Annotated in this window: 18 protein-coding genes; 15 read left to right on the top strand and 3 right to left on the bottom strand. The window is 36.5% G+C overall.

Annotated features, from left to right (window positions below; translation table 11 throughout):
* Position 1 precedes the first annotated feature (1 nt).
* Entirely contained in the window at positions 2-616 is a 615-nt protein-coding gene (gene lipB / locus CVPH_RS04375) for a lipoyl(octanoyl) transferase LipB (RefSeq protein ID WP_201342286.1), read from the top strand.
* A complete protein-coding gene (lipA, locus tag CVPH_RS04370) occupies positions 594-1,541 on the top strand; it encodes a lipoyl synthase (RefSeq protein WP_201342285.1) in 948 nt (315 codons plus the stop codon). Before lipB ends, lipA begins: the two co-directional genes overlap by 23 nt.
* A gap of 288 nt (positions 1,542-1,829) precedes the next feature.
* Here lipA and CVPH_RS04365 read toward each other — a convergent pair whose 3' ends face one another.
* A complete protein-coding gene (locus CVPH_RS04365; protein ID WP_201342284.1) occupies positions 1,830-5,327 on the bottom strand; it encodes an efflux RND transporter permease subunit in 3,498 nt (1,165 codons plus the stop codon).
* A 7-nt stretch (positions 5,328-5,334) separates the two neighbouring features.
* Positions 5,335-6,507, bottom strand: a complete 1,173-nt coding sequence (locus tag CVPH_RS04360) for an efflux RND transporter periplasmic adaptor subunit (RefSeq protein WP_201342283.1) — start codon at positions 6,505-6,507, stop codon at positions 5,335-5,337.
* 197 nt (positions 6,508-6,704) lie between these two features.
* On the opposite strand from CVPH_RS04360, the gene pdxA reads away from it, so the two are divergent.
* From pdxA to CVPH_RS04340, 4 genes are read left to right on the top strand one after another with little or no spacing between them, the layout of a single operon-like run.
* Positions 6,705-7,700, top strand: a complete 996-nt coding sequence (pdxA, locus tag CVPH_RS04355) for a 4-hydroxythreonine-4-phosphate dehydrogenase PdxA (RefSeq protein ID WP_201342282.1) — start codon at positions 6,705-6,707, stop codon at positions 7,698-7,700.
* Positions 7,693-8,445 carry a 16S rRNA (adenine(1518)-N(6)/adenine(1519)-N(6))-dimethyltransferase RsmA gene (gene rsmA, locus CVPH_RS04350; RefSeq protein ID WP_201342281.1) on the top strand — a complete coding sequence of 251 codons (753 nt, stop codon included), beginning with the start codon at positions 7,693-7,695 and terminating at the stop codon, positions 8,443-8,445. The genes pdxA and rsmA overlap by 8 nt, the downstream gene beginning before the upstream one ends.
* A complete protein-coding gene (gene apaG, locus CVPH_RS04345) occupies positions 8,429-8,800 on the top strand; it encodes a Co2+/Mg2+ efflux facilitator ApaG/CorD (RefSeq protein ID WP_201342280.1) in 372 nt (123 codons plus the stop codon). Before rsmA ends, apaG begins: the two co-directional genes overlap by 17 nt.
* Positions 8,800-9,597: a symmetrical bis(5'-nucleosyl)-tetraphosphatase gene (locus tag CVPH_RS04340; RefSeq protein ID WP_201342279.1), complete on the top strand. Its 798-nt coding sequence runs from the start codon at positions 8,800-8,802 to the stop codon at positions 9,595-9,597. The genes apaG and CVPH_RS04340 overlap by 1 nt, the downstream gene beginning before the upstream one ends.
* Here the strand turns inward: CVPH_RS04340 and dapF are convergent.
* The gene (gene dapF, locus CVPH_RS04335; protein ID WP_201342278.1) at positions 9,594-10,409 is read right to left on the bottom strand and encodes a diaminopimelate epimerase; all 816 of its coding nucleotides are present in this window, start codon (positions 10,407-10,409) and stop codon (positions 9,594-9,596) included. The genes CVPH_RS04340 and dapF overlap by 4 nt on opposite strands.
* A gap of 90 nt (positions 10,410-10,499) precedes the next feature.
* Between dapF and CVPH_RS04330 the strand changes: the two genes are divergently transcribed.
* Genes CVPH_RS04330 through gmk form a run of 9 tightly spaced genes read left to right on the top strand, consistent with a single transcriptional unit; the run spans position 10,500 to position 19,221 of the window.
* Positions 10,500-10,853, top strand: a complete 354-nt coding sequence (locus tag CVPH_RS04330; RefSeq protein ID WP_201342277.1) for a gamma-butyrobetaine hydroxylase family protein — start codon at positions 10,500-10,502, stop codon at positions 10,851-10,853.
* 6 nt (positions 10,854-10,859) lie between these two features.
* Positions 10,860-12,197 (top strand): RIP metalloprotease RseP, encoded by a 1,338-nt coding sequence (gene rseP, locus CVPH_RS04325; protein ID WP_201342276.1) that lies wholly within the window; start codon positions 10,860-10,862, stop codon positions 12,195-12,197.
* Between the two features lie 14 nt (positions 12,198-12,211).
* Complete coding sequence (gene bamA / locus CVPH_RS04320; RefSeq protein WP_201342275.1) at positions 12,212-14,503, top strand: outer membrane protein assembly factor BamA; 2,292 nt, start codon at positions 12,212-12,214, stop codon at positions 14,501-14,503.
* Between the two features lie 41 nt (positions 14,504-14,544).
* Positions 14,545-15,543, top strand: coding sequence for a UDP-3-O-(3-hydroxymyristoyl)glucosamine N-acyltransferase (lpxD, locus tag CVPH_RS04315; protein WP_201342274.1), 999 nt, complete (start codon positions 14,545-14,547; stop codon positions 15,541-15,543).
* Position 15,544: 1 nt separating this feature from the next.
* The gene (gene fabZ, locus CVPH_RS04310; protein WP_201342273.1) at positions 15,545-15,988 is read left to right on the top strand and encodes a 3-hydroxyacyl-ACP dehydratase FabZ; all 444 of its coding nucleotides are present in this window, start codon (positions 15,545-15,547) and stop codon (positions 15,986-15,988) included.
* 24 nt (positions 15,989-16,012) lie between these two features.
* Positions 16,013-16,804: an acyl-ACP--UDP-N-acetylglucosamine O-acyltransferase gene (gene lpxA / locus CVPH_RS04305; protein ID WP_201342272.1), complete on the top strand. Its 792-nt coding sequence runs from the start codon at positions 16,013-16,015 to the stop codon at positions 16,802-16,804.
* Between the two features lie 17 nt (positions 16,805-16,821).
* On the top strand, positions 16,822-18,351 hold the full coding sequence (gene murJ, locus CVPH_RS04300) for a murein biosynthesis integral membrane protein MurJ (protein ID WP_201342271.1): 1,530 nt from the start codon (positions 16,822-16,824) through the stop codon (positions 18,349-18,351).
* A complete protein-coding gene (locus CVPH_RS04295) occupies positions 18,348-18,617 on the top strand; it encodes an oxidative damage protection protein (RefSeq protein ID WP_201342270.1) in 270 nt (89 codons plus the stop codon). Before murJ ends, CVPH_RS04295 begins: the two co-directional genes overlap by 4 nt.
* A complete protein-coding gene (gene gmk / locus CVPH_RS04290; protein ID WP_201342425.1) occupies positions 18,610-19,221 on the top strand; it encodes a guanylate kinase in 612 nt (203 codons plus the stop codon). Before CVPH_RS04295 ends, gmk begins: the two co-directional genes overlap by 8 nt.
* Positions 19,222-19,233 lie beyond the last annotated feature (12 nt).

Raw genomic sequence — 19,233 nt, 5'->3', positions numbered from 1 at the left:
TATGCGTATTATCAACTTAGGGCGTCAAGACTATTTAAACATCTGGGAACAGATGAAAATATTTACTAATGCTCGTGATAAAAATACCCAAGATGAGTTGTGGATTGTAGAGCACAGCCCTGTGTTTACGCAAGGTATTTCTAGTAAACCAGAGCATGTTTTATCAAGCAGTAATATTCCCATTATTCAAACCGATCGTGGCGGACAAATTACTTATCATGGCCCTGGTCAAGCGGTTATTTATTGCTTAATTGACCTTAAACGTCTTAACATTGGGGTTAAAAAAATGATTGAAGTCATTGAAAATTCAATCATTGATTTATTAAAAACTTACACCATTAAAGCACATCTAAAATCAGGCGCACCTGGTGTGTATGTTAATAACGCTAAAATTGCAGCGCTGGGCTTAAAGGTTAAACAATCAAGAACTTATCATGGTTTGAGTCTTAATGTGGATATGGATTTGTCTCCATTTATGCAAATTAATCCTTGTGGATATCAAGGCTTGAAAGTAACACAGCTTTGTGATTTAACGGATAATAGCGATACCTTAAATATCGTTGCTGAGAAGCTTAGCCAAATACTTATTAATCATGTTACAAGAAATAGACATTAAAAGCCTAAAAGGCAAATCCAAAGTGGCGCGCTTAAAAATTAAGCCCGATACTGACAGATTACCCATTAGAAAACCAAGTTGGATCCGCATTAAACACATTGCTGGCTCAAAAGTTGATGAATTAAAAAACACACTTCGATCACAAAGGTTATTTACAGTTTGTGAAGAAGCACAATGTCCAAATTTAAGCGAGTGTTTTAATCATGGTACTGCCACTTTTATGATTATGGGGCAAATTTGCACACGTCGTTGCCCATTTTGCGATGTGGCTCATGGCAAGCCAAAGGCGCTTGATGTAGATGAACCTAAACATTTGGCTGATACCATTAAAAAAATGCAACTTAAATATGTGGTAATCACGTCAGTAGATAGGGATGATTTACGTGATGGCGGCGCTCAACATTTTAAAATGTGCATTGATAATATCAGGCTAAGCACACCCAAAGTAAAGATTGAAATTTTAACACCAGATTTCAGAGGTAGGATTGATAAAGCACTTGAAGTCTTTAAATCTTGCTCGCCTGATGTCTTTAACCATAATCTAGAAACAGTGCCAAGCTTATATCCAAAAGTTCGACCTGGTGCAAATTACGAGTATTCATTAAGACTGCTTAAAGAATTTAAACAACAACACCCATTTGTCATTACCAAATCAGGATTAATGCTAGGGGTGAGTGAAAGTGAAAAACAAGTTATTGATGTATTAAAAGACTTACGCACGCACAATGTAGACATGCTTACCCTAGGTCAGTATTTACAGCCAAGTAAACATCATTTAGCTGTTGAGGCGTATATTCATCCGAATCAATTTGATAAATACAAAAAAATTGCACTTAAGCTAGGTTTTGTCCAAGTTACTAGTGGACCTATGGTACGCTCTTCTTACCATGCTGATTTACAAGTCAAGGGCGAGTTAATGAGTTAAAAAGTTAGTAGGAATGAAGATGGAAATATACACCGGATAGTAAGACACAATCGGTGTGGGAATATATACAGGCAAATAAACAATATGATTTATAGCGCCCTTCCCCGATGTCATTCTTTCCTTATTAATAATCTTTCTCTTTTGTGCAACAAAGGGCGCGAGTGTATTATCACCGTCTATAAATTGAGCAGTAGAGTACTTAACAAGCTCTGAAGGCCAAAAGGCGTTAGCAGACTTAAACAAAAACAATAATAGCGATAATGACTATTATTGTTTTAATGTTTCGAATCATAAATCACTCTTATCTTCTTTCTTCAATAGTCCGTTGGTGTCTATTTTTTCACCACTAGCCTCTTTAGTTTGGTCCTTTCTGCCCAGTACCATTTTTATCCACTCTTTAGGGTCTTTGCTTGTCTTTTCAGATTTTGATTTTTTAGCTTTGACTGGCTTTGCAACATTGTATTTTGCATCTGCATCTGCATCATCAGGAAGAAGTCCCATGTTAACTGCAATATTCCTGCAAGCAGCCTCACCAGCAGACAAAGTGCCTAATGGAATTACAATTAGAGTAAGTACGGTAGAAATCAGTACGCCAAATAACAACGAAATTGCCATGCCTTGAAAGATAGGGTCTGACAAAATAACACTAGAGCCCCCAACCAATGCAAATGCAGTAATCATAATAGGTCGTGTGCGTGAAGAGCATGAATTAATCACTGCATCAAAAAATGGCATGCCTTTGGCATATTCTTGAACCGTAAAGTCAACTAATAAAATAGAGTTTCGTACAATAATACCTGCCAATGCAATCCAGCCAATCATTGAAGTGGCTGTAAATTCTGCACCTAACAACCAATGACCTGGAACAATGCCTAATAGTGTTAATGGAATTGGCGCCATAATAACAGCTGGAATAATAAAATTACCAAACTGCCATACAACCAGCATATAAATCACTACCAATGCCACAGCAAATGCACTACCCATGTCACGGAAAGTCTCATAAGTAACCGTCCATTCTCCTGTCCATTCAAAACTTGGAACAGTTTGATCTTTTGGCGGTCCTAGATATTCACCTCGTAATTGCTTGCCATCAATCGTTTGATACTTAAGCAGCAAGTCATCCACACCCATCATTGCATAAATGGGCGCACTTAAGCGACCCTTAGGCTCGCCCAATACATATTCAACATCTGCTAAATCTTTGTGGAAAATTAAGTCATCTTGCTTTTTATAACTAAACGAGCCTAGCTCCGAAATTGGAATCATACCGCCATGTTGTGAAGGTACGGGCAATTGAGTTAAATAAGACAATTGAGAGCGTTTAGATAACGGTATTTGTAGACAAATACGTGAAGGCTCAAGTGCGTTTTTTAATCGAATTGTACCTACATTAAAACTACTCATAGCCATAGAAAGTGTTTCTTTAATGGTCATCACACTAACACCAAATCGAGAGGCTTTTGCTGTATCCACTTGAAAATCAATAACGGGATATTTGTCACGCATTAGATTATCAACATCTGTCATTGTGCCAGATTCTTTAAATAATTCTGTCAAGTCGTTTGCAAGTTTGCGGCGTGTTTCTTTATCTGGACCATACACTTCAGCAACTACAGGGCGCAACACTGGAGGACCTGGCGGCATTTCAACAACAGCGTAATTAGCACCTGCATCTTCCACAATTTGTTTAACCAGAGTTCTTGCCTCTAAAGCAATCTCATGACTAGAGCGATCACGCTCTGACTTTCCAATTAACTGAATTTGTAATTCACCTTCTGAAGGGGTTTGTCTTAAATAATAATGTCTTACCAATCCGTTAAAATCAAAAGGCTTGGCAGTGCCTGAATAAGATTGAATGGCAACCACTTCTGGCATGTTACGCAACACTTGTGCCATTTTATGCAAGGTTGAAGCGGTATTTGCTAGTGCTGTACCATCAGGCATATCTAATACCACGCCAAATTCAGACTTATTATCCAGTGGCAACATTTTCACAGGAACCGAAGTAGTATAGAACATTGACATTGATATAAAAAAAGCAACGACCAATCCAATTAAGAAACTCCAGCCATATATTTTTGTATTGAACAACTTAGAAATGGTTGAATGAAAAAAGGCAAACATAATCTTTGCTTTTTTTTCTTCTTTTTTGTGCATTTTGTGCAATACATTTAAAGGTGGCACAAACACCATAATAAAATAAGGCGTAAAAACGAATGCTGCAAATAATGAAAACATCATTGCAACCGATCCTAATACAGGAATCGGCGCCATGTATGGACCCATCATGCCACTAACTGCTGCCATGGGCATTAAAGCTGCCACCACAGTAAAAGTTGCTAAAATTGTTGGGTTACCCACTTCACGCACTGCGTCAATTGCAGTACCAATGGTGATTTTATTATCAATCAACCACCGCCTATAAATATTCTCGGTAACAACAATTGCATCATCCACTAAAATACCAATTGAGAAAATTAGGGCAAATAAACTCACCCTATCAATGGTCATACCCAGCATCCATGCAGAAAAAATGGTCATCAATAATACAACTGGAATAACCAGTGTGACAACAATAGCTGGACGAATGCCCAAAGCAAACCAAACAAGCACAGTTACCGCACCTGTGGCAATAAATAATTTTTTAATCAAAGCGTTTACTTTATTTTTTGCAGATTCTCCGTAATTTCTAGTGACGCTAACTTCTACATTATCAGGAATTAATCTGCCCTTTAATTCTTCAACTTTAGCGAGAATATTTTCAGCTACTTCTACACCATTAGTACCATATTTCTTTGCAATGGCAATGGTTACAGCTTGTTCACCAGTAGCTTTTTTGCCTGTTTTGTTTGCTTTTCCCGTGTAATAAGTAACCATGTGCTCAGCATCTTCTGGGGCATAATATACATCAGCCACATCACGTATATAAATTGGCTTACCATCGCTAACTATAATGACTAAGTTTTCAATATCTTCAACTTTACTAAAAAAATCACCTGAATAGACTTCCATCTTAAAGCCATTTAGCTCAATATTACCTGTATGCCCCCTGACGTTAGCATTCCCAACTGTGTTAGCAATTTGTTGAATGGAGATACCATGTCCAGCTAAACGACCTGGATAAGCATCAATATGGAAAATTTCCTTACGTCCGCCAACAATAAAACCGTTGTTAGTATCTTTAACCTTGGCGAGTTGTTGTAACAACTCCAAGCCCAATGAACGCAACTGCCCATCATCAAGTGATTTTGACCAAAGTGTTAAATTAATAATTGGCACGTCATCAATCTCTTTAGGCTTAATGAGTGGCTGCCTAACACCTGGCGGCATAAAATCAAGATTTGCTAACATTTTGTCACGCACTTTGATAATAGAGGCGTTCATTTCCTGACCCACATCAAACTCAACAGTAATAATGCCTTGGCTTTTATCACTAACAGAATAAACATGCTTAACGCCTAAAATATTTGACATTAAACGCTCTAAAGGCTTAACAATAATATTTGACACTTCCTCAGAAGAAGCGCCTGGATATTCAACAAATAAGTCAATAAGTGGCACAGAAATTTGAGGGTCTTCTTGTCTTGGGGTTGAAATTAAACCAATAATACCCGCACCCAACATAGCGAAGAATATGATAATAGATAATGGTGAAATAATGAAAGCCTTGGTAAGCTTCCCAGCAATACCTAACTCAAATTCTTTATAGGTCCCGTCAATCTTTTCAAACTCTTTGTACGCCTCATCAATTTTTGCCTGATCAACGTGATTTTTATTTGCCATAATTAAATTAAATACTCATGCCTGAAACCATTAAGATGTTCGGATTGGCAACAATTCTTTCGCCAATTTTCAAACCTGATAGAACGCTTTTCTTATCCTTGCCAACTTGTTCGCCTAAACGTATGAATCTTAACTCTGTTTTATTGGTTGATGAGTTAATAACAAACACACTTGGCAGTGAAGAACGCCACATAATAGCCACCTCAGGAATAATAGGTGTTAGTACGCCAGAATCTGTTTCAAAAATTTCTACCTCTGCATATGCGCCTGACAATACTGGCACATTAGCTGGCAAATCAAACTTAACTTTAACACTGTGTTTGGCATTATCTGCAATGGGATAAATTTGTGAAAGTTTGGCATCAACCACAATATTAGCAATGTCCAATTTAATGCGGTATGTTTTGTTAAGTTTAAGGCTTCTGACTAGTCTTGAAGGCACATTTACTTCGACTTGAAGATTTTTAATATTGGCAAATTTTATTAAAATTTGACCAGGTTGGACAACATCACCCTTATTAATACTTTTAGCCACAATCACACCATCAAATGGCGCACTAATATTGGCATCTTTTAAGCGTGATTCAACTTGCTTTAAATGCAATTCAGCTTGCTTGAGCTTATTCTTAGCCTGCTGATAGTTTGTGTATCTAGAGGTTCTATTGGCAAACTTATCAAAATCTGGATTACCTTGTCCTGATATCTTTAACATAGGATCAGTAAACATTGAAAACATACCTGGTACGCTACCAAACATGCCACCTGAGTTTGGCGATACGATTGATTGTGAATATTGAACACCTGCATTTCTAAGCGCCTCATTGGCTGAGGCAATTTCTGCATAAGCCGAATCCCTTTGTGCTTGAATGGATTCTTGCTCTAATGTGACTAAAATTGAACCCTTTTTAAACATATCACCCTCTTGACCGCCAATGCTTAACACGTCGCCAGAAACTTGAGCAAGTAAATTAACCTGAGAAGAAGAAATGACTGAGCCGCCCAAAAGTGCTCTTTTATCAAGTGACATGCCACTCACCACTTGGACGTTATAAATAGATTCAAAATTATTAACACTTTGATTTGTGCCTTTCAAAGGCGAGCCAAATGATGTAATTTGTGCCTGAGAAGACAGCGAAAACATTAATAAAATTGATGTGAATAATAAGACTGATAAGTCCATAGTTGACCTGTTTTTTAAAGTGAAAAAAATAAACTTTAGCGAGAATTTTATATGATTAAAATACACCATGTCTATTATTTTCTTTAAATACGGGCAACCCACTTTTATCCTATTGATATAAGTGCTTGTTTTTAAATAATTTTATTTACTTTCATGGATAAATTTCGATTGTATAAAAACCTCACAATGTTTACCTAATGACCATTGCTTTCACTGTTGGAGAACCATCAGGCATCGGACCTGATTTGGCTGTCATTTACGCTCAAAAAAAATTAAATAAAAATCTTTTGTTGTTTGCAGATCCAGATGTTTTATTAAATCGTGCAAAACAACTTAATTTAAACATAAAAATTGTTGAATCTGAGCAAGTCAGTTCAGCTTGTGAGCTGTCTGTCTATCCAATTAAAATTAACACCCCTGTAGAATGCGGCATTTTAAATAAAGACAATGCACAATATGTATTAAATACACTTGATTATGCAACTAAGTGCTGTCTTAACTCACAATGCGATGCTTTGGTTACTGGCCCAGTACATAAAGGTGTTATTAACCAAGCAGGAGTTAGTTTTACGGGGCATACTGAATATTTAGCCAACTTGTCTAATACTGATAAAACAGTCATGATGTTGGCAACAAATGATTTAAAGGTTGCGCTAGCAACCACGCATATGCCGCTTTCAGAAGTGCCTCAAAGTATTACCACGCAATCTTTGCAAAAAACCATTAGTATTATTCATCAATTCTTATTAAATGACGGTATTGACACGCCTAAGATTGTTGTATGTGGCTTAAATCCACATGCAGGCGAAGATGGCTATTTAGGCATGGAAGAGGTTGAAATTATCAACCCTTTAATCAAAAAACTAAACAACCAAGGGTACAATCTTGTTGGCAGTGTGCCTGCTGATACAGCCTTTACACCTGATGCGCTGACTGGTGTTGATTGTGTGCTTACCATGTATCACGACCAAGGCTTGCCAGTGTTAAAAACATTGGGATTTAAAAAAGCGGTTAATATTACATTGGGTTTGCCATTTATCCGAACCTCAGTCGATCATGGTAGTGCACTTAGTCTTGCAGGTACTGGAAATATTAGCCTTGGTAGCTTAAATACTGCACTGAATTATGCACAAATGCTAGTAGCCAATCGTAAAAAACGTCAACCTTCACAAGGCGCATCATTTTATGCATAAAGCTCGCAAGCGTTTTGGGCAAAATTTTCTTATTGATAATAGAATTATTGACCGTATTGTTGCCACCATTGCTCCAAAGTGTGATGATAGTTTACTAGAAATTGGCCCTGGGCAAGGCGCCATAACACTGCCCTTATTAGATTATGTTGACCAATTGAACGTCATTGAAATTGATCGAAATTTAATTTCAATGCTAGAATCACTGAAACATCCTAATTTAATCATTCATCAAGGCGATGTGCTTAAATTCGATTTAAATACCCTACCTACACCAATTAGGGTGGTTGGAAATTTGCCTTACAATATTTCTTCCCCTGTTCTTTTTCATTTGCTTGAAAATTTAGACAAAATAAAAGACATGACCTTCATGCTACAAAAAGAAGTTGTAGAAAGAATGGTAGCAAACAATGGTTCTAAAATATATGGACGTTTAAGTGTCATGATGCAAGCGTTTTTTGATGTTCAGATGATTTTTATCGTACCACCAGAATCATTTAGCCCTGCACCAAGAGTAGAGTCTGCTATTGTACATTTAAAACCCTTAACACAAGCTAAAACCAAAGACATTAAAGCACTTGAAAAAGTTGTAAAATTAGCATTTTCACAACGCAGAAAAACACTTAGGAATTGCTTAAAATCAATACTCACTCAAGAGCAAACTGCTATTGATTTATTTCAGCGCGCTGAAATGCTAACAATTGATAATTTTATTACCTTAACACAAGACCATGAAAAACAACATTGAAATAAAGGTCAAAGTGGCTTATTTAAAGCATCAATCGGATGTTTATGCGAGTCAATATGCCTATACTTATACCATTACAATCACCAACAAAGGCAATGCTGGCGTGCAACTTTTAACGCGTCATTGGCGCATTCAAGATGAAACTGGACATACTGAAGATGTTATTGGCGAAGGTGTAATTGGTCAACAGCCTCATTTGGTATCAGGAGAATCTTTTCAGTACACCTCAGGTGCCATTATCAAAACCCTAACTGGCTCCATGAAAGGCTCCTATGGTATGGTTGATGACTATGGCGAGCGTTTTAATGTACAAATTCCTGAATTTGTGCTTAGCAAGCCTTATACGCTACATTAATGTCGGATTATTTAATTGGTGATATTCAAGGTTGCTTTGACGCCTTGCAAGCCTTGTTAAAAACAATTAAATTCTCAAGCGACAAAGACCAGCTATTTTTTTTAGGTGATGTGGTTAATAGGGGGAAGAAATCTCTAGCCACATTGCGCTTTATTAAAGATTTAAAAGGCAATGCTTCAATAGTATTAGGCAACCATGATTTTCACTTACTGGCTTGTTCACTGGGTAGCAAAAAGCCTAATAAGAAAGACACGTTTATGGATATTATCAATGCCAATGATGCAGATTCACTACTGGGCTTTCTGCGCAACCAGCCTTTGATGATTAAGCATAAAAATGTTCTCATGATTCATGCTGGTGTGCCACCAAATTGGGATGCTGATAGACTTCTTCAACAATCTAAGCAAGTGCAAAAACATCTGCAAGGTACTAATATTTCACAGTTTTTAGACAATATGTATGACAATAAGCCTAATATTTGGTCTACAGGTTTGACCGAACTAGAACAATGTCGATACACTATTAATGCCCTAATGCGACTACGCTTTTGCAAAGCTAATGGCGAGTTAGAATTTAGTCATAAAATGAATTACACATATCCGCCAAAAGGCTTTCAAGCTTGGTTTATGCACAAAAATAGATTGTTAAAAAATACCGATATATTCTTTGGTCATTGGTCTAGTTTGTCAGGCGTTAATCAAACACACATTTATCCCATGGATCGCGGCTGTATTTGGCATGGACGATTAAGCGCTATCAGATTAAAAGACAAAAAAGTCTTTTCTGTCAGTTGTTAAATTTCCACTTGTCCTTCAAACACAAATTGTGCAGGACCTGATAAAAATACATGTCCACCCTGTGTGTATTCAATCAAAGCATCGCCACCATTCAAGTGAGCAACCACATTTTCTTTTAACAAGCCTTGTTCAACACCATAAACCACCGCTGCACAAGCGCCAGAGCCACAAGCCAAAGTTTCACCAGAGCCGCGCTCATAAACACGTAAGTTAATTTCATGAGTATTCAAAATTTGCATAAAGCCAATGTTGGCTTGATTTGGTAGCAATTTACTTTGTTGAACTTTGGGTGCAATGCTACTAACATCAACAGTATTAACATCCTCAACCAGCATGACACAATGAGGATTGCCAATTGAGACAACACCTAAATCAAACCCTTCAATTTGATAATGTACGCTTTGTTGTGGCACGAGGAGTGGGATATCAACTGGATTAAGACTAGGCTTCCCCATATCAACACGCGCTGCGTTGTCAGCATTCAGATGCAAACTAATAATACCAGAGCGAGTTTCGACAACAATTGGATTTTTATTACTTAAGCCTTTTTCACTAACAAAACGCGCAAAACAACGCGCGCCATTGCCACATTGTTCCACCTCTAAACCATCAGCATTATAGATAACATAACGAAAATCAACATCTTTTGTGCTGCTAGTTTCAACCACCAATAGTTGGTCAAAGCCAATGCCAAAATGTCGATTGGATAAATTTGCTATTTGTTCAGTATTAAAAATAATATCACCAGCAAGATTGTCAACCACCATAAAGTCGTTACCAAGTCCGTGCATTTTTATAAAATTAATCAACATATTTTATGTATTATCCACTCATAACTCTCAAGGTTAAGAATAATTGAATTCTGATAAAATACGGCTTAATTTTCACATCAAGGCAAATCAATGCAAACACCAACTAATATTACCCTAAACAAAGAAAAAACCTTATTAACCATCTCCTTTGACAAGATTGATTATCCACTTAGCGCTGAATATTTAAGGGTTTACTCACCTTCAGCTGAAGTGGTTGGTCATGGCAAGGGGCAAGAAACTTTGCAACTTAATAAAGAAAACGTAACCATCTTACGCATTCAGCCAACAGGTAATTATGCCGTTATTTTATTTTTTAGCGATGATCATGACAGTGGCATTTACTCTTGGTCGCATTTACACAAACTTGCTTTGAATCATGATAAGCTTTGGCATGAATATTTGCAAAAGCTCAAAGACGCGGGACATACCCATCCACAAGTATAAATCCTAATGGCGTTTATTTCCTCACTAGGATTTTTCTTAATTACCATTGGTATTTTAGTAACTATCCATGAGCTAGGTCATTTTTTAGTTGCCAAAAAACTCAACGTCAAGGTATTGCGTTTTTCTATTGGGTTTGGCAAGATTTTAAAATCATTCAAGTATGGTGAAACACAATACACATTGTGTGCACTTCCTTTAGGCGGCTTTGTTAAAATGCTTGATGAAAACGAAGCGCCAGTTGAGACGTCAGAAAAACACCGTGCTTTTAATCAGCAAAGCGTTTATAAGCGCATCATGATTGTTGCAGCCGGACCGCTTGCTAATTTTCTTTTAGCCATTGTCCTCTATACTGTTGTTTTTGTTATCGGTGTTAATGGCCTTAAGCCTGTTGTAGGTGTGCTTGAGAGTCCTAGCATTGCCCAGCAAGCAGGCATTCAAACAGGTGATCAACTATTAGGTATTAATGGTGTTTTAACACCAACCATTAGCGAATTTTCAATTAATTTTATTCAATCATTGGATGAAAACCCTCTTTATATTAACGTTATTTCCAGTACTTCAAATTTTAAAAAATTAGAACTTAACTTATCTGGTGATTTCTTATCTAACCCAGAACAAGGTATTGAGCACTACTTAGGGTTTAAATTTGCCATGCCTAAACTTGAGGCAATTATTAACCAAGTTGTGCCTAATTCACCCGCATCAATAGCGGACTTGCAAACAAATGATAAAATTCTAAGTGCAAATCATACTGATATCAATTCATGGAATGATTTTGTTAATGTCATTCAAAACAACCCAAACAAAGAAATTAATCTACAAGTTAAACGCAATGGTAATATTTTAAATACGATACTAACACCAAAAATTGAGAACGGTTTAGCTAAAGCAGGTGTTAGTGTCTTAGTGCCCACTGGTTATTTAGATAAATGGCTTGTGCTAGTTAAAAAAGATATGTTTGATGCCTTTATAGCAGCCAATGATAAAGTCTATCAACTCATCCTACTTAACCTAAAAATGATTAAAAAGATGATTATGGGTGACACATCACTTGATCAAATTAGTGGCCCTATTAGCATTGCTAACTATGCTGGCAAAAGCGCCCAAGTGGGTTTTGTTCCATTTTTATCTTTTTTAGCACTCATTAGCATTGGCTTAGGTTTGCTTAATTTATTGCCTATTCCACTATTGGACGGCGGGCATTTATTTTTCTATTTAATAGAGCTTATTAAAGGTTCGGCTGTTAGCCAATCATTTCAACAAATTTTAACGAAATTTGGCTTGTTTGTTATTATCTCACTAACGGTTGTTGCTCTGTATAATGATTTGTCGCGTTTATTATAATTTATGAAAAAAATATGAAAAAAATTATCACCTTATTTGTCTTATCAGCAAACGTTTTAGCTTGTTCAGTTACATTGGCAGCACCTATTAAAAATATTGAAATTCTAGGTCTTAATGTTATTTCTAGAGGTACGGTTTTAAGCTATCTTCCAGTTGAAGCAGGTGATGATTACAACAATCAAGTGTCAGGACAAATTATTCGCGCCCTATATAAAACTAATTTTTTTAAAGACATTGAAGTTTCTCAAGAGGCTCAAATTTTAAAAATTAAGTTAACAGAAAACCCGTACATTAAATATATTGATGTGACTAATTATTCAAACAAAGTAATTGAAGAAAAGTCATTAAATCAAATTTTGAAAACCATGGGGCTTTCTCAAGGCAAAATTTTCAATAAAAGACAACTTGATAAATTAATTGCCCAACTAAAAGCTGTCTATGCATCAAAAGGTTATTATAGCATTAATATCGCCAAAACTATTAAGATTGACACACAAAATAGAGTAGGTATTGAGCTTAATATTAGCGAAGGCAAGGTGGCAAAAATTAGTTCAATGAAAATTACTGGCAATCATGTTTTTGATGAAAGCGAGTTGTTAACTTTATTTGAAATTGGGCAAGCCGACTTTTTTATTATCAATTATTTCACTGAAAAAGATCATCACTCTAAAGTGGCATTAGATGCTGGTATTGAATCTATGAAGTCGTTCTATATTAACGCCGGTTATCTTGATTTTAAAGTTAATAAAGTCAAAACAGATTTATCAGAAAATAAACAAAGTATTAGTATTAACATTCAGATTAGCGAAGGCGCTGAATACAAAATTGGCACCATTCAATTTACGGGTGACTTGCTTAGTCATTCCATTGAAGATCTTAGAAAATTATTGAGTTTTAAAAAAGGTGACGTGTTTGAACGTAAAAAAATGATGCAGGGTTTGCAGTCCATTAATGACGTATTCGCTAATCAGGGTTATGCTTTTTCTGATGTCAAAGTTGCAACATTAGAAAACGCAAATGCACATACGATTGATTTAAATATTGACATAACGCCCAATAAAAAAGTTTACATTAACCGCATCACTATTGTTGGCAACACTCGCACTCAGGATGAGGTTATTCGTCGTGAAATTGACATTCATGAGAATGGCTTATACTCTAATACTGAACTTAATAAATCTATCGAAAAAATCAAACGCTTGGGCTTTTTCTCCGATGTAAAAATGCAAGTTTCAAAACTTGAAGGCTTTAAAGATAAAATTAACTTGCATTTTAGTGTTGAAGAAACCCAAACTGGTACTTTTTCAATTGGCTTGTCACACTCTAATAGCACAGGTGCATCACTTAACCTAGGCGTACAAGAAAGAAATTTCTTAGGTACGGGTAATACACTAAATCTTTCTTTATCTGATTCTAAAGCAGCAAGAAATATTAGTTTTTATTTTTCTGACCCGTATTTCACTCAAAATGGGCACAGCATTAGTTACGGCGTATTTTCAAAAAAATTAGACGCATCTGAACTAGAACTAGATGAATATAAGATTGATGAAAATGGCTTTAGTTTAGGTTATAGCGCACCCATAACAAAAGAAACAAGAATTGGCGCTGACTTAAGGGCTTCAAAACGTGATATTACTTGTGGAACAACCTTTTCTGATAAAGATCACTATCCAACACAATGTGCTAGTGAAGATAAAACTGAACTAAAATTAGGCTTGAATTGGAGTAATAATACACTAAATGACTTTAATTTTCCAACCAAGGGGCAAAAAAATAGTTTAAATTTTAGTCTGGCCTTGCCCGTGGCAGATTTTCGTTATTACAAGTTAGATGCCTCTCATAAAAGTTATTACCCATTGAAAAATGATTTAACTCTCTCCTTGAAGGGTAGTCTAGGTCTTGCTCAAGGTTATGATAATAAAGAACTGCCTTTCTTTAAACGCTATTATGGTGGTGGATCCACGTCAGTACGTGGGTTTAACTTTAACTCCTTAGGTGTAAAATATGTAGGTAGTGACAAAGCCAAAGGTGGAGAGCTTTCTTTCCTAACTAGCGTTTCAGTCATCTCGCCAATCAAATTTATGGATGATAGTAAAAATATGCGCATTAGCGCCTTTGTTGATTTAGGGTCTATTAGTGAAAAAGCTTCTGGATTTGACATAGATGAACTACGCCTTTCAATAGGTGTTGCATTTTCTTGGCTAACACCTATTGGACCATTAGGCTTTTATGCTGCCCAACCTTTAATTGAAAAATCAGGCGACAAAACCAAAACATTTGACTTTACATTAGGCACTAGTTTCTAAATCAAACGTAGATATAATCACCTTTTGGCTTAATCTGAATAATGCACACGTTGGGAGAAATTGCTAAAGCCATTAACGCCAAACTTGTGGGTGATGCTAATATTGAGATTACAGGCATTGCCACGAGCTTGTCCGCTAATCAGGAACAACTAACCTACATCAACGATAACAAATACAAACAAACATTAATAAACTCCAAGGCTGGCGCTGTTATTCTTAATAACGATTTGCTAAAAAACTGCCCTACTAATGCTTTAGTAGTTGATGATGCCTACTTAGCATTTGCAAAAGCCACACACTTATTTAAAAAACAAGTTGTGCCTTATCAAGGTATTCATCCAAACGTTAAAACCAATCATACAAAAATAGCGCCGAACTGTGTTATTGGTAAAAATGTTGTTATTGGCAATCACTGTACCATTGCTTCAAATGTTGTTATTGAAGATAATGTTACTATTGGTAATGACGCTTTGATTCAGCCAAATGTGAGTATTTTGCAAGGTTGTTCAATTGGCAACAATGTTGTTATATCCCCTGGCGTGGTGATTGGTTCAGAAGGATTTGGCAATGCTCAGGATCAACAAAAACGCTGGCATAGCATTGCACACCTTGGTTATGTTGTTATTGGCAATAATGTGAGCATTGGCGCAAACACAACCATTGACCGAGGCACGATTGAAGATACTCAAATTCACAACGGTGTTCAAATTGACAACTTAGTACATATTGCACACAACGTTATTATTGGACAAGACTCTGCCATTGCTGCTACAGTAACTATTGGCGGTAGTTGCACACTGGGAAAAAGATGCATGGTAGGTGGTGGTGCAACCATTGCCAGCCACATTAGTTTGACAGACGACATTATTGTAACAGGTGCCAGCACTGTTGATAAAAACCTATCTGAGCAAGGGCATTACACAGGCTTCACTTCTATTAGCAAGCATCAAAAATGGAAGAAAATACAAGTATGGCTGTTAAATCTTGATAAAATCGCTCATTATTTAAACATTAAACTTAAAAAATTAAAGGAAAAATAACATGGAAATGAACATTCAAGACGTCAAAAACTACCTGCCCCATCGTTATCCTTTTTTGCTCATTGATAGAGTGTTAGAGTTGGAAGTTGGCAAGTCAATTGTGGCATTAAAAAATGTGACCTTTAATGAGCCTCAATTTACTGGACACTTCCCTGATCAGCCAATCATGCCTGGCGTTATGATTGTTGAAGCGTTAGCCCAAGCAACAGGAATTTTGGCTTTTAAATCTGAAGTAGGCAGGCCAATTGATAGACAAATATATATGCTTGTTGGTATTGATAAAGTCAGATTTAAACGTATGGTTGAACCCGGAGACCAATTGCGTTTAGAGGTAGAAGTTATGACCGTTAAACGTGGTATTTGGAAGTTTAAATGCAAAGCAACTGTGGATAATCAAATTGTTACGAGCGCTGAACTAATGTGCACTCAAAAAGCAGCAGATTAATTAAAAAAAATTAAGGAGCGTAAGGTGGTTATAGATCCTAGTGCAATTATCGACCCTAGTGCAAAAATTCATAAAAATGCTGAAATATGCGCTTATGTCATTATTGGTGCTAATGTAGAAATTGATTCTGGCACAATTGTTGAGGCGCACGCTGTTATTCAAGGTCCAACCAAAATTGGAAAGAATAACCATATTTATTCTTTCGCCTTAATAGGTGGAGATCCACAAGATATTACTTATGCAGAAGGTCAAGAATCTAGCTTAATTATTGGCAACGACAATCTCATTCGTGAATTTTGCACCATTAACCGTGGCACCGAAAAAGAAAACTCCATCACCCGAGTAGGCTCAAATAATATGTTAATGGCTTATGTTCATATTGCACATGATTGCCAAGTGGGTAATCACATTATTATGTCCAACAATGCCTCTCTTGCAGGTCATGTTAGAATCCATGATTGGGCAATTTTGGGTGGCTTTACCCTAGTTAAACAATTTTGCATGATTGGCATGCATACCTATGTTGGCATGGGTTGTCAAATCAACAAAGACATTCCTGCTTATATGGTCGCCTCTGGCGTACAAACTCGGGTTAGAAGTATTAACGCCGAAGGCATGAGGCGGCGAGGTTTTAGCCCTAATGCGATTGCTGCTATTAAACGCGCCTTCAAAGCAGTTTATCGTGAATCTGGCTTGTTAGAACAATCTCTTAAAGAATTAGAACAATCAGAATCTGACCATCCAGAAGTGGTGCAATTTGTTAAATGCATTCGTAGTTCTAAAGTTGGTATTATACGCGGTCCAACTGAGGAATGATATTTTAGAGATGTCCTTTGGATAAGTCTTTTTTAAAGTCCAGCAGTATTATCGCTGCCATGACTTTTCTTTCACGCATACTAGGCTTGGTGCGTGATTATTTTATTGCCCGATATTTTGGTGCCAACGGCCTGACTGATGCCTTTTTAATCGCTTTTAGAATCCCCAATTTTTTTAGGCGCCTATTTGGCGAAGGTGCTTTTTCACAAGCTTTGGTGCCTATTTTAGCTGAGGCTAAAGCCAATAATACACAGGTCGAGGTTCAAAATATCATTAACCATATTGGCACAAAATTTCTTTTTGTGTTAATTGTAATCACACTCATTACAGTTATTATTGCGCCCATCATCATTTTTATGTTCGCCTGGGGGTTTTACTTTTCACCCGACCCAATGCAATTTAATCTGGCATCGGATATGCTAAGAATTACATTTCCTTATTTGTTGTTCATTTCTTTAACAGCTTTTTCTGGTGCTATTTTAAATACTTATGATCAGTTTGCAGTGCCTGCATTTACGCCAGTTTTGCTCAATATTTCCATGATTTTGAGTGCTATATATTTATCTGAACAGATGGACCCCCCTATTATAGCACTGGCATGGGGGGTGTTTTTTGGCGGTATTGCACAGCTTTTATTTCAGATACCTTTTTTAATAAAAATAAAAAAACTACCCAAATTAGCACTTGGCGACCATCAAGCAGTTAAAACCTTAAAAAAACGTATGTTGCCTGCTCTATTTGGGGTTTCAGTATCACAAATCAATTTACTAATCGATACCATGATTGCCTCAGTTCTTGTCAGTGGTAGTGTTTCATGGTTATATTATTCAGACAGACTATTAGAGCTGCCTCTAGCACTTATTGGCATTGCTTTAGCCACTGTATCTTTAGCCAAATTAAGTCAGCATTTTGCTGATAAAAATGATGAGAAATTTGTGCAAACAATTAACAATGCTTTAACAATTGGATTGATACTTGGACTACCAGCCTGTGCTGGTTTGGCGTTACTCGCTGAACCTTTAATTATCACCTTGTTCCAATACGATCAATTTGATGCATTTGCTGCATTACAGTCATCATTGAGCCTGATGGCTTATGGCTCAGGGTTAATGGCTTTTATTTTTGTTAAGATTTTAGCCCCTGTTTTTTTATCCAGAGGAAACACTAAAACACCAGTTAAAGTCGGGATCATTGCCATGATATCTAATGTTTTCTTAAACATTATTTTAGGTTTTTATTTTGCTCATGTGGGTCTGGCAATAGCCACCTCTATTTCTGCCCTACTTAATGCCGGCTTGCTCTATTACTATTTAAATAAGCAATCTATCTTCAATATTTCTAGTAACTTATATCAAACTTTTTTAAAAGCCTTGGCTGCAAGCTTTATAATGACTGTCTTTATTTTGATTTTTGGATCAGAGGTTGGGTTTTATTTAAAAGCTGATGTCAGTTCAAGAATAACATTGCTTAGCACAACCATTGTGCTTGCAATTATTATATATTTTACCAGCTTAAAACTGCTAAACATAGGGATGAAAAAACAATGAATACTGTAAAATGCATTAAATTAGACCATCAACTTGAAGCCTTAGATAGAGCGCCCTACCCTGGTGAATTGGGTCAAAGAATACTAAGCAACGTATCCAAGCAAGGCTGGCAACTTTGGCTTGAACATCAAACTATGTTGATCAATGAAAACAACTTAAATCTGATGGATTCAAACGCGCAAAGCTATCTTAAAGAACAAATGGATAAGTTCTTCTTTTCCAAAGAAGGTTCCGATGATATTCAAGGTTACACGCCCAATGAGTAATGGCGTATTGTTTGTTATTTCCGCTCCTTCAGGATGTGGAAAAACCTCATTAGTTAAGGCGCTTATTAAAAAAATTGATCACTTATGTGTTTTAGTTTCACACACCACAAGAGCGCCACGCTTAGGCGAAGTACAGGGCGAAAACTACTTTTTTGTCTCTAAAGATGAATTTAATAAAATAAAAAATAGTAATGGCTTTATTGAGTCAGCACAAGTGTTTGATAATAACTATGGCAGTGCCAAACAATCGGTTCAAGACTTATTAAATAGTGACTCTGACGTTATTTTAGAGATTGATTGGCAGGGTTTTAGGCAGGTTAAAAAAACCTTTAATCACTCAGTTGGTATTTTTATTCTCCCACCTTCTAAGGCGGCATTAAAAAAACGCCTAACCAACAGAGGACAAGATAATCAGGGCATTATTAACAGAAGAATGCATGATGCAGTAAGTGAAATGCAACACTTTAATGAATTTGATTATCTGGTTATTAATGATAATTTTGACGTAGTTCTGAATGATTTATCAACCATTGTGCACGCTGAACGTCTAACATTAGCGCAACAATCAAGCAAGCATCGAGATTTGCTTAAAACATTGATATAACCTATAATGTCA

It is taken from the genome of Abyssogena phaseoliformis symbiont OG214, from assembly GCF_016592595.1.
In the GTDB taxonomy this organism is placed as follows: domain Bacteria; phylum Pseudomonadota; class Gammaproteobacteria; order PS1; family Pseudothioglobaceae; genus Ruthia.
The sequence above is the reverse complement of the archived record's forward strand: the minus strand, read 5'-3'. Positions and strand labels throughout refer to the sequence as shown.

Coding starts and splice junctions, on each gene's coding strand:
- CVPH_RS04340 (WP_201342279.1), top strand. CDS start 8,800: ATGTCGGATTATTTAATTGGTGATATTCAAGGTTGCTTTGACGCCTTG.
- CVPH_RS04365 (WP_201342284.1), bottom strand. CDS start 5,327: ATGGCAAATAAAAATCACGTTGATCAGGCAAAAATTGATGAGGCGTAC.
- CVPH_RS04330 (WP_201342277.1), top strand. CDS start 10,500: ATGCAAACACCAACTAATATTACCCTAAACAAAGAAAAAACCTTATTA.
- lipB (WP_201342286.1), top strand. CDS start 2: ATGCGTATTATCAACTTAGGGCGTCAAGACTATTTAAACATCTGGGAA.
- lpxD (WP_201342274.1), top strand. CDS start 14,545: ATGCACACGTTGGGAGAAATTGCTAAAGCCATTAACGCCAAACTTGTG.
- dapF (WP_201342278.1), bottom strand. CDS start 10,409: ATGTTGATTAATTTTATAAAAATGCACGGACTTGGTAACGACTTTATG.
- rseP (WP_201342276.1), top strand. CDS start 10,860: ATGGCGTTTATTTCCTCACTAGGATTTTTCTTAATTACCATTGGTATT.
- pdxA (WP_201342282.1), top strand. CDS start 6,705: ATGACCATTGCTTTCACTGTTGGAGAACCATCAGGCATCGGACCTGAT.
- fabZ (WP_201342273.1), top strand. CDS start 15,545: ATGGAAATGAACATTCAAGACGTCAAAAACTACCTGCCCCATCGTTAT.
- CVPH_RS04295 (WP_201342270.1), top strand. CDS start 18,348: ATGAATACTGTAAAATGCATTAAATTAGACCATCAACTTGAAGCCTTA.
- rsmA (WP_201342281.1), top strand. CDS start 7,693: ATGCATAAAGCTCGCAAGCGTTTTGGGCAAAATTTTCTTATTGATAAT.
- apaG (WP_201342280.1), top strand. CDS start 8,429: ATGAAAAACAACATTGAAATAAAGGTCAAAGTGGCTTATTTAAAGCAT.
- lipA (WP_201342285.1), top strand. CDS start 594: ATGTTACAAGAAATAGACATTAAAAGCCTAAAAGGCAAATCCAAAGTG.
- CVPH_RS04360 (WP_201342283.1), bottom strand. CDS start 6,507: ATGGACTTATCAGTCTTATTATTCACATCAATTTTATTAATGTTTTCG.
- bamA (WP_201342275.1), top strand. CDS start 12,212: ATGAAAAAAATTATCACCTTATTTGTCTTATCAGCAAACGTTTTAGCT.
- gmk (WP_201342425.1), top strand. CDS start 18,610: ATGAGTAATGGCGTATTGTTTGTTATTTCCGCTCCTTCAGGATGTGGA.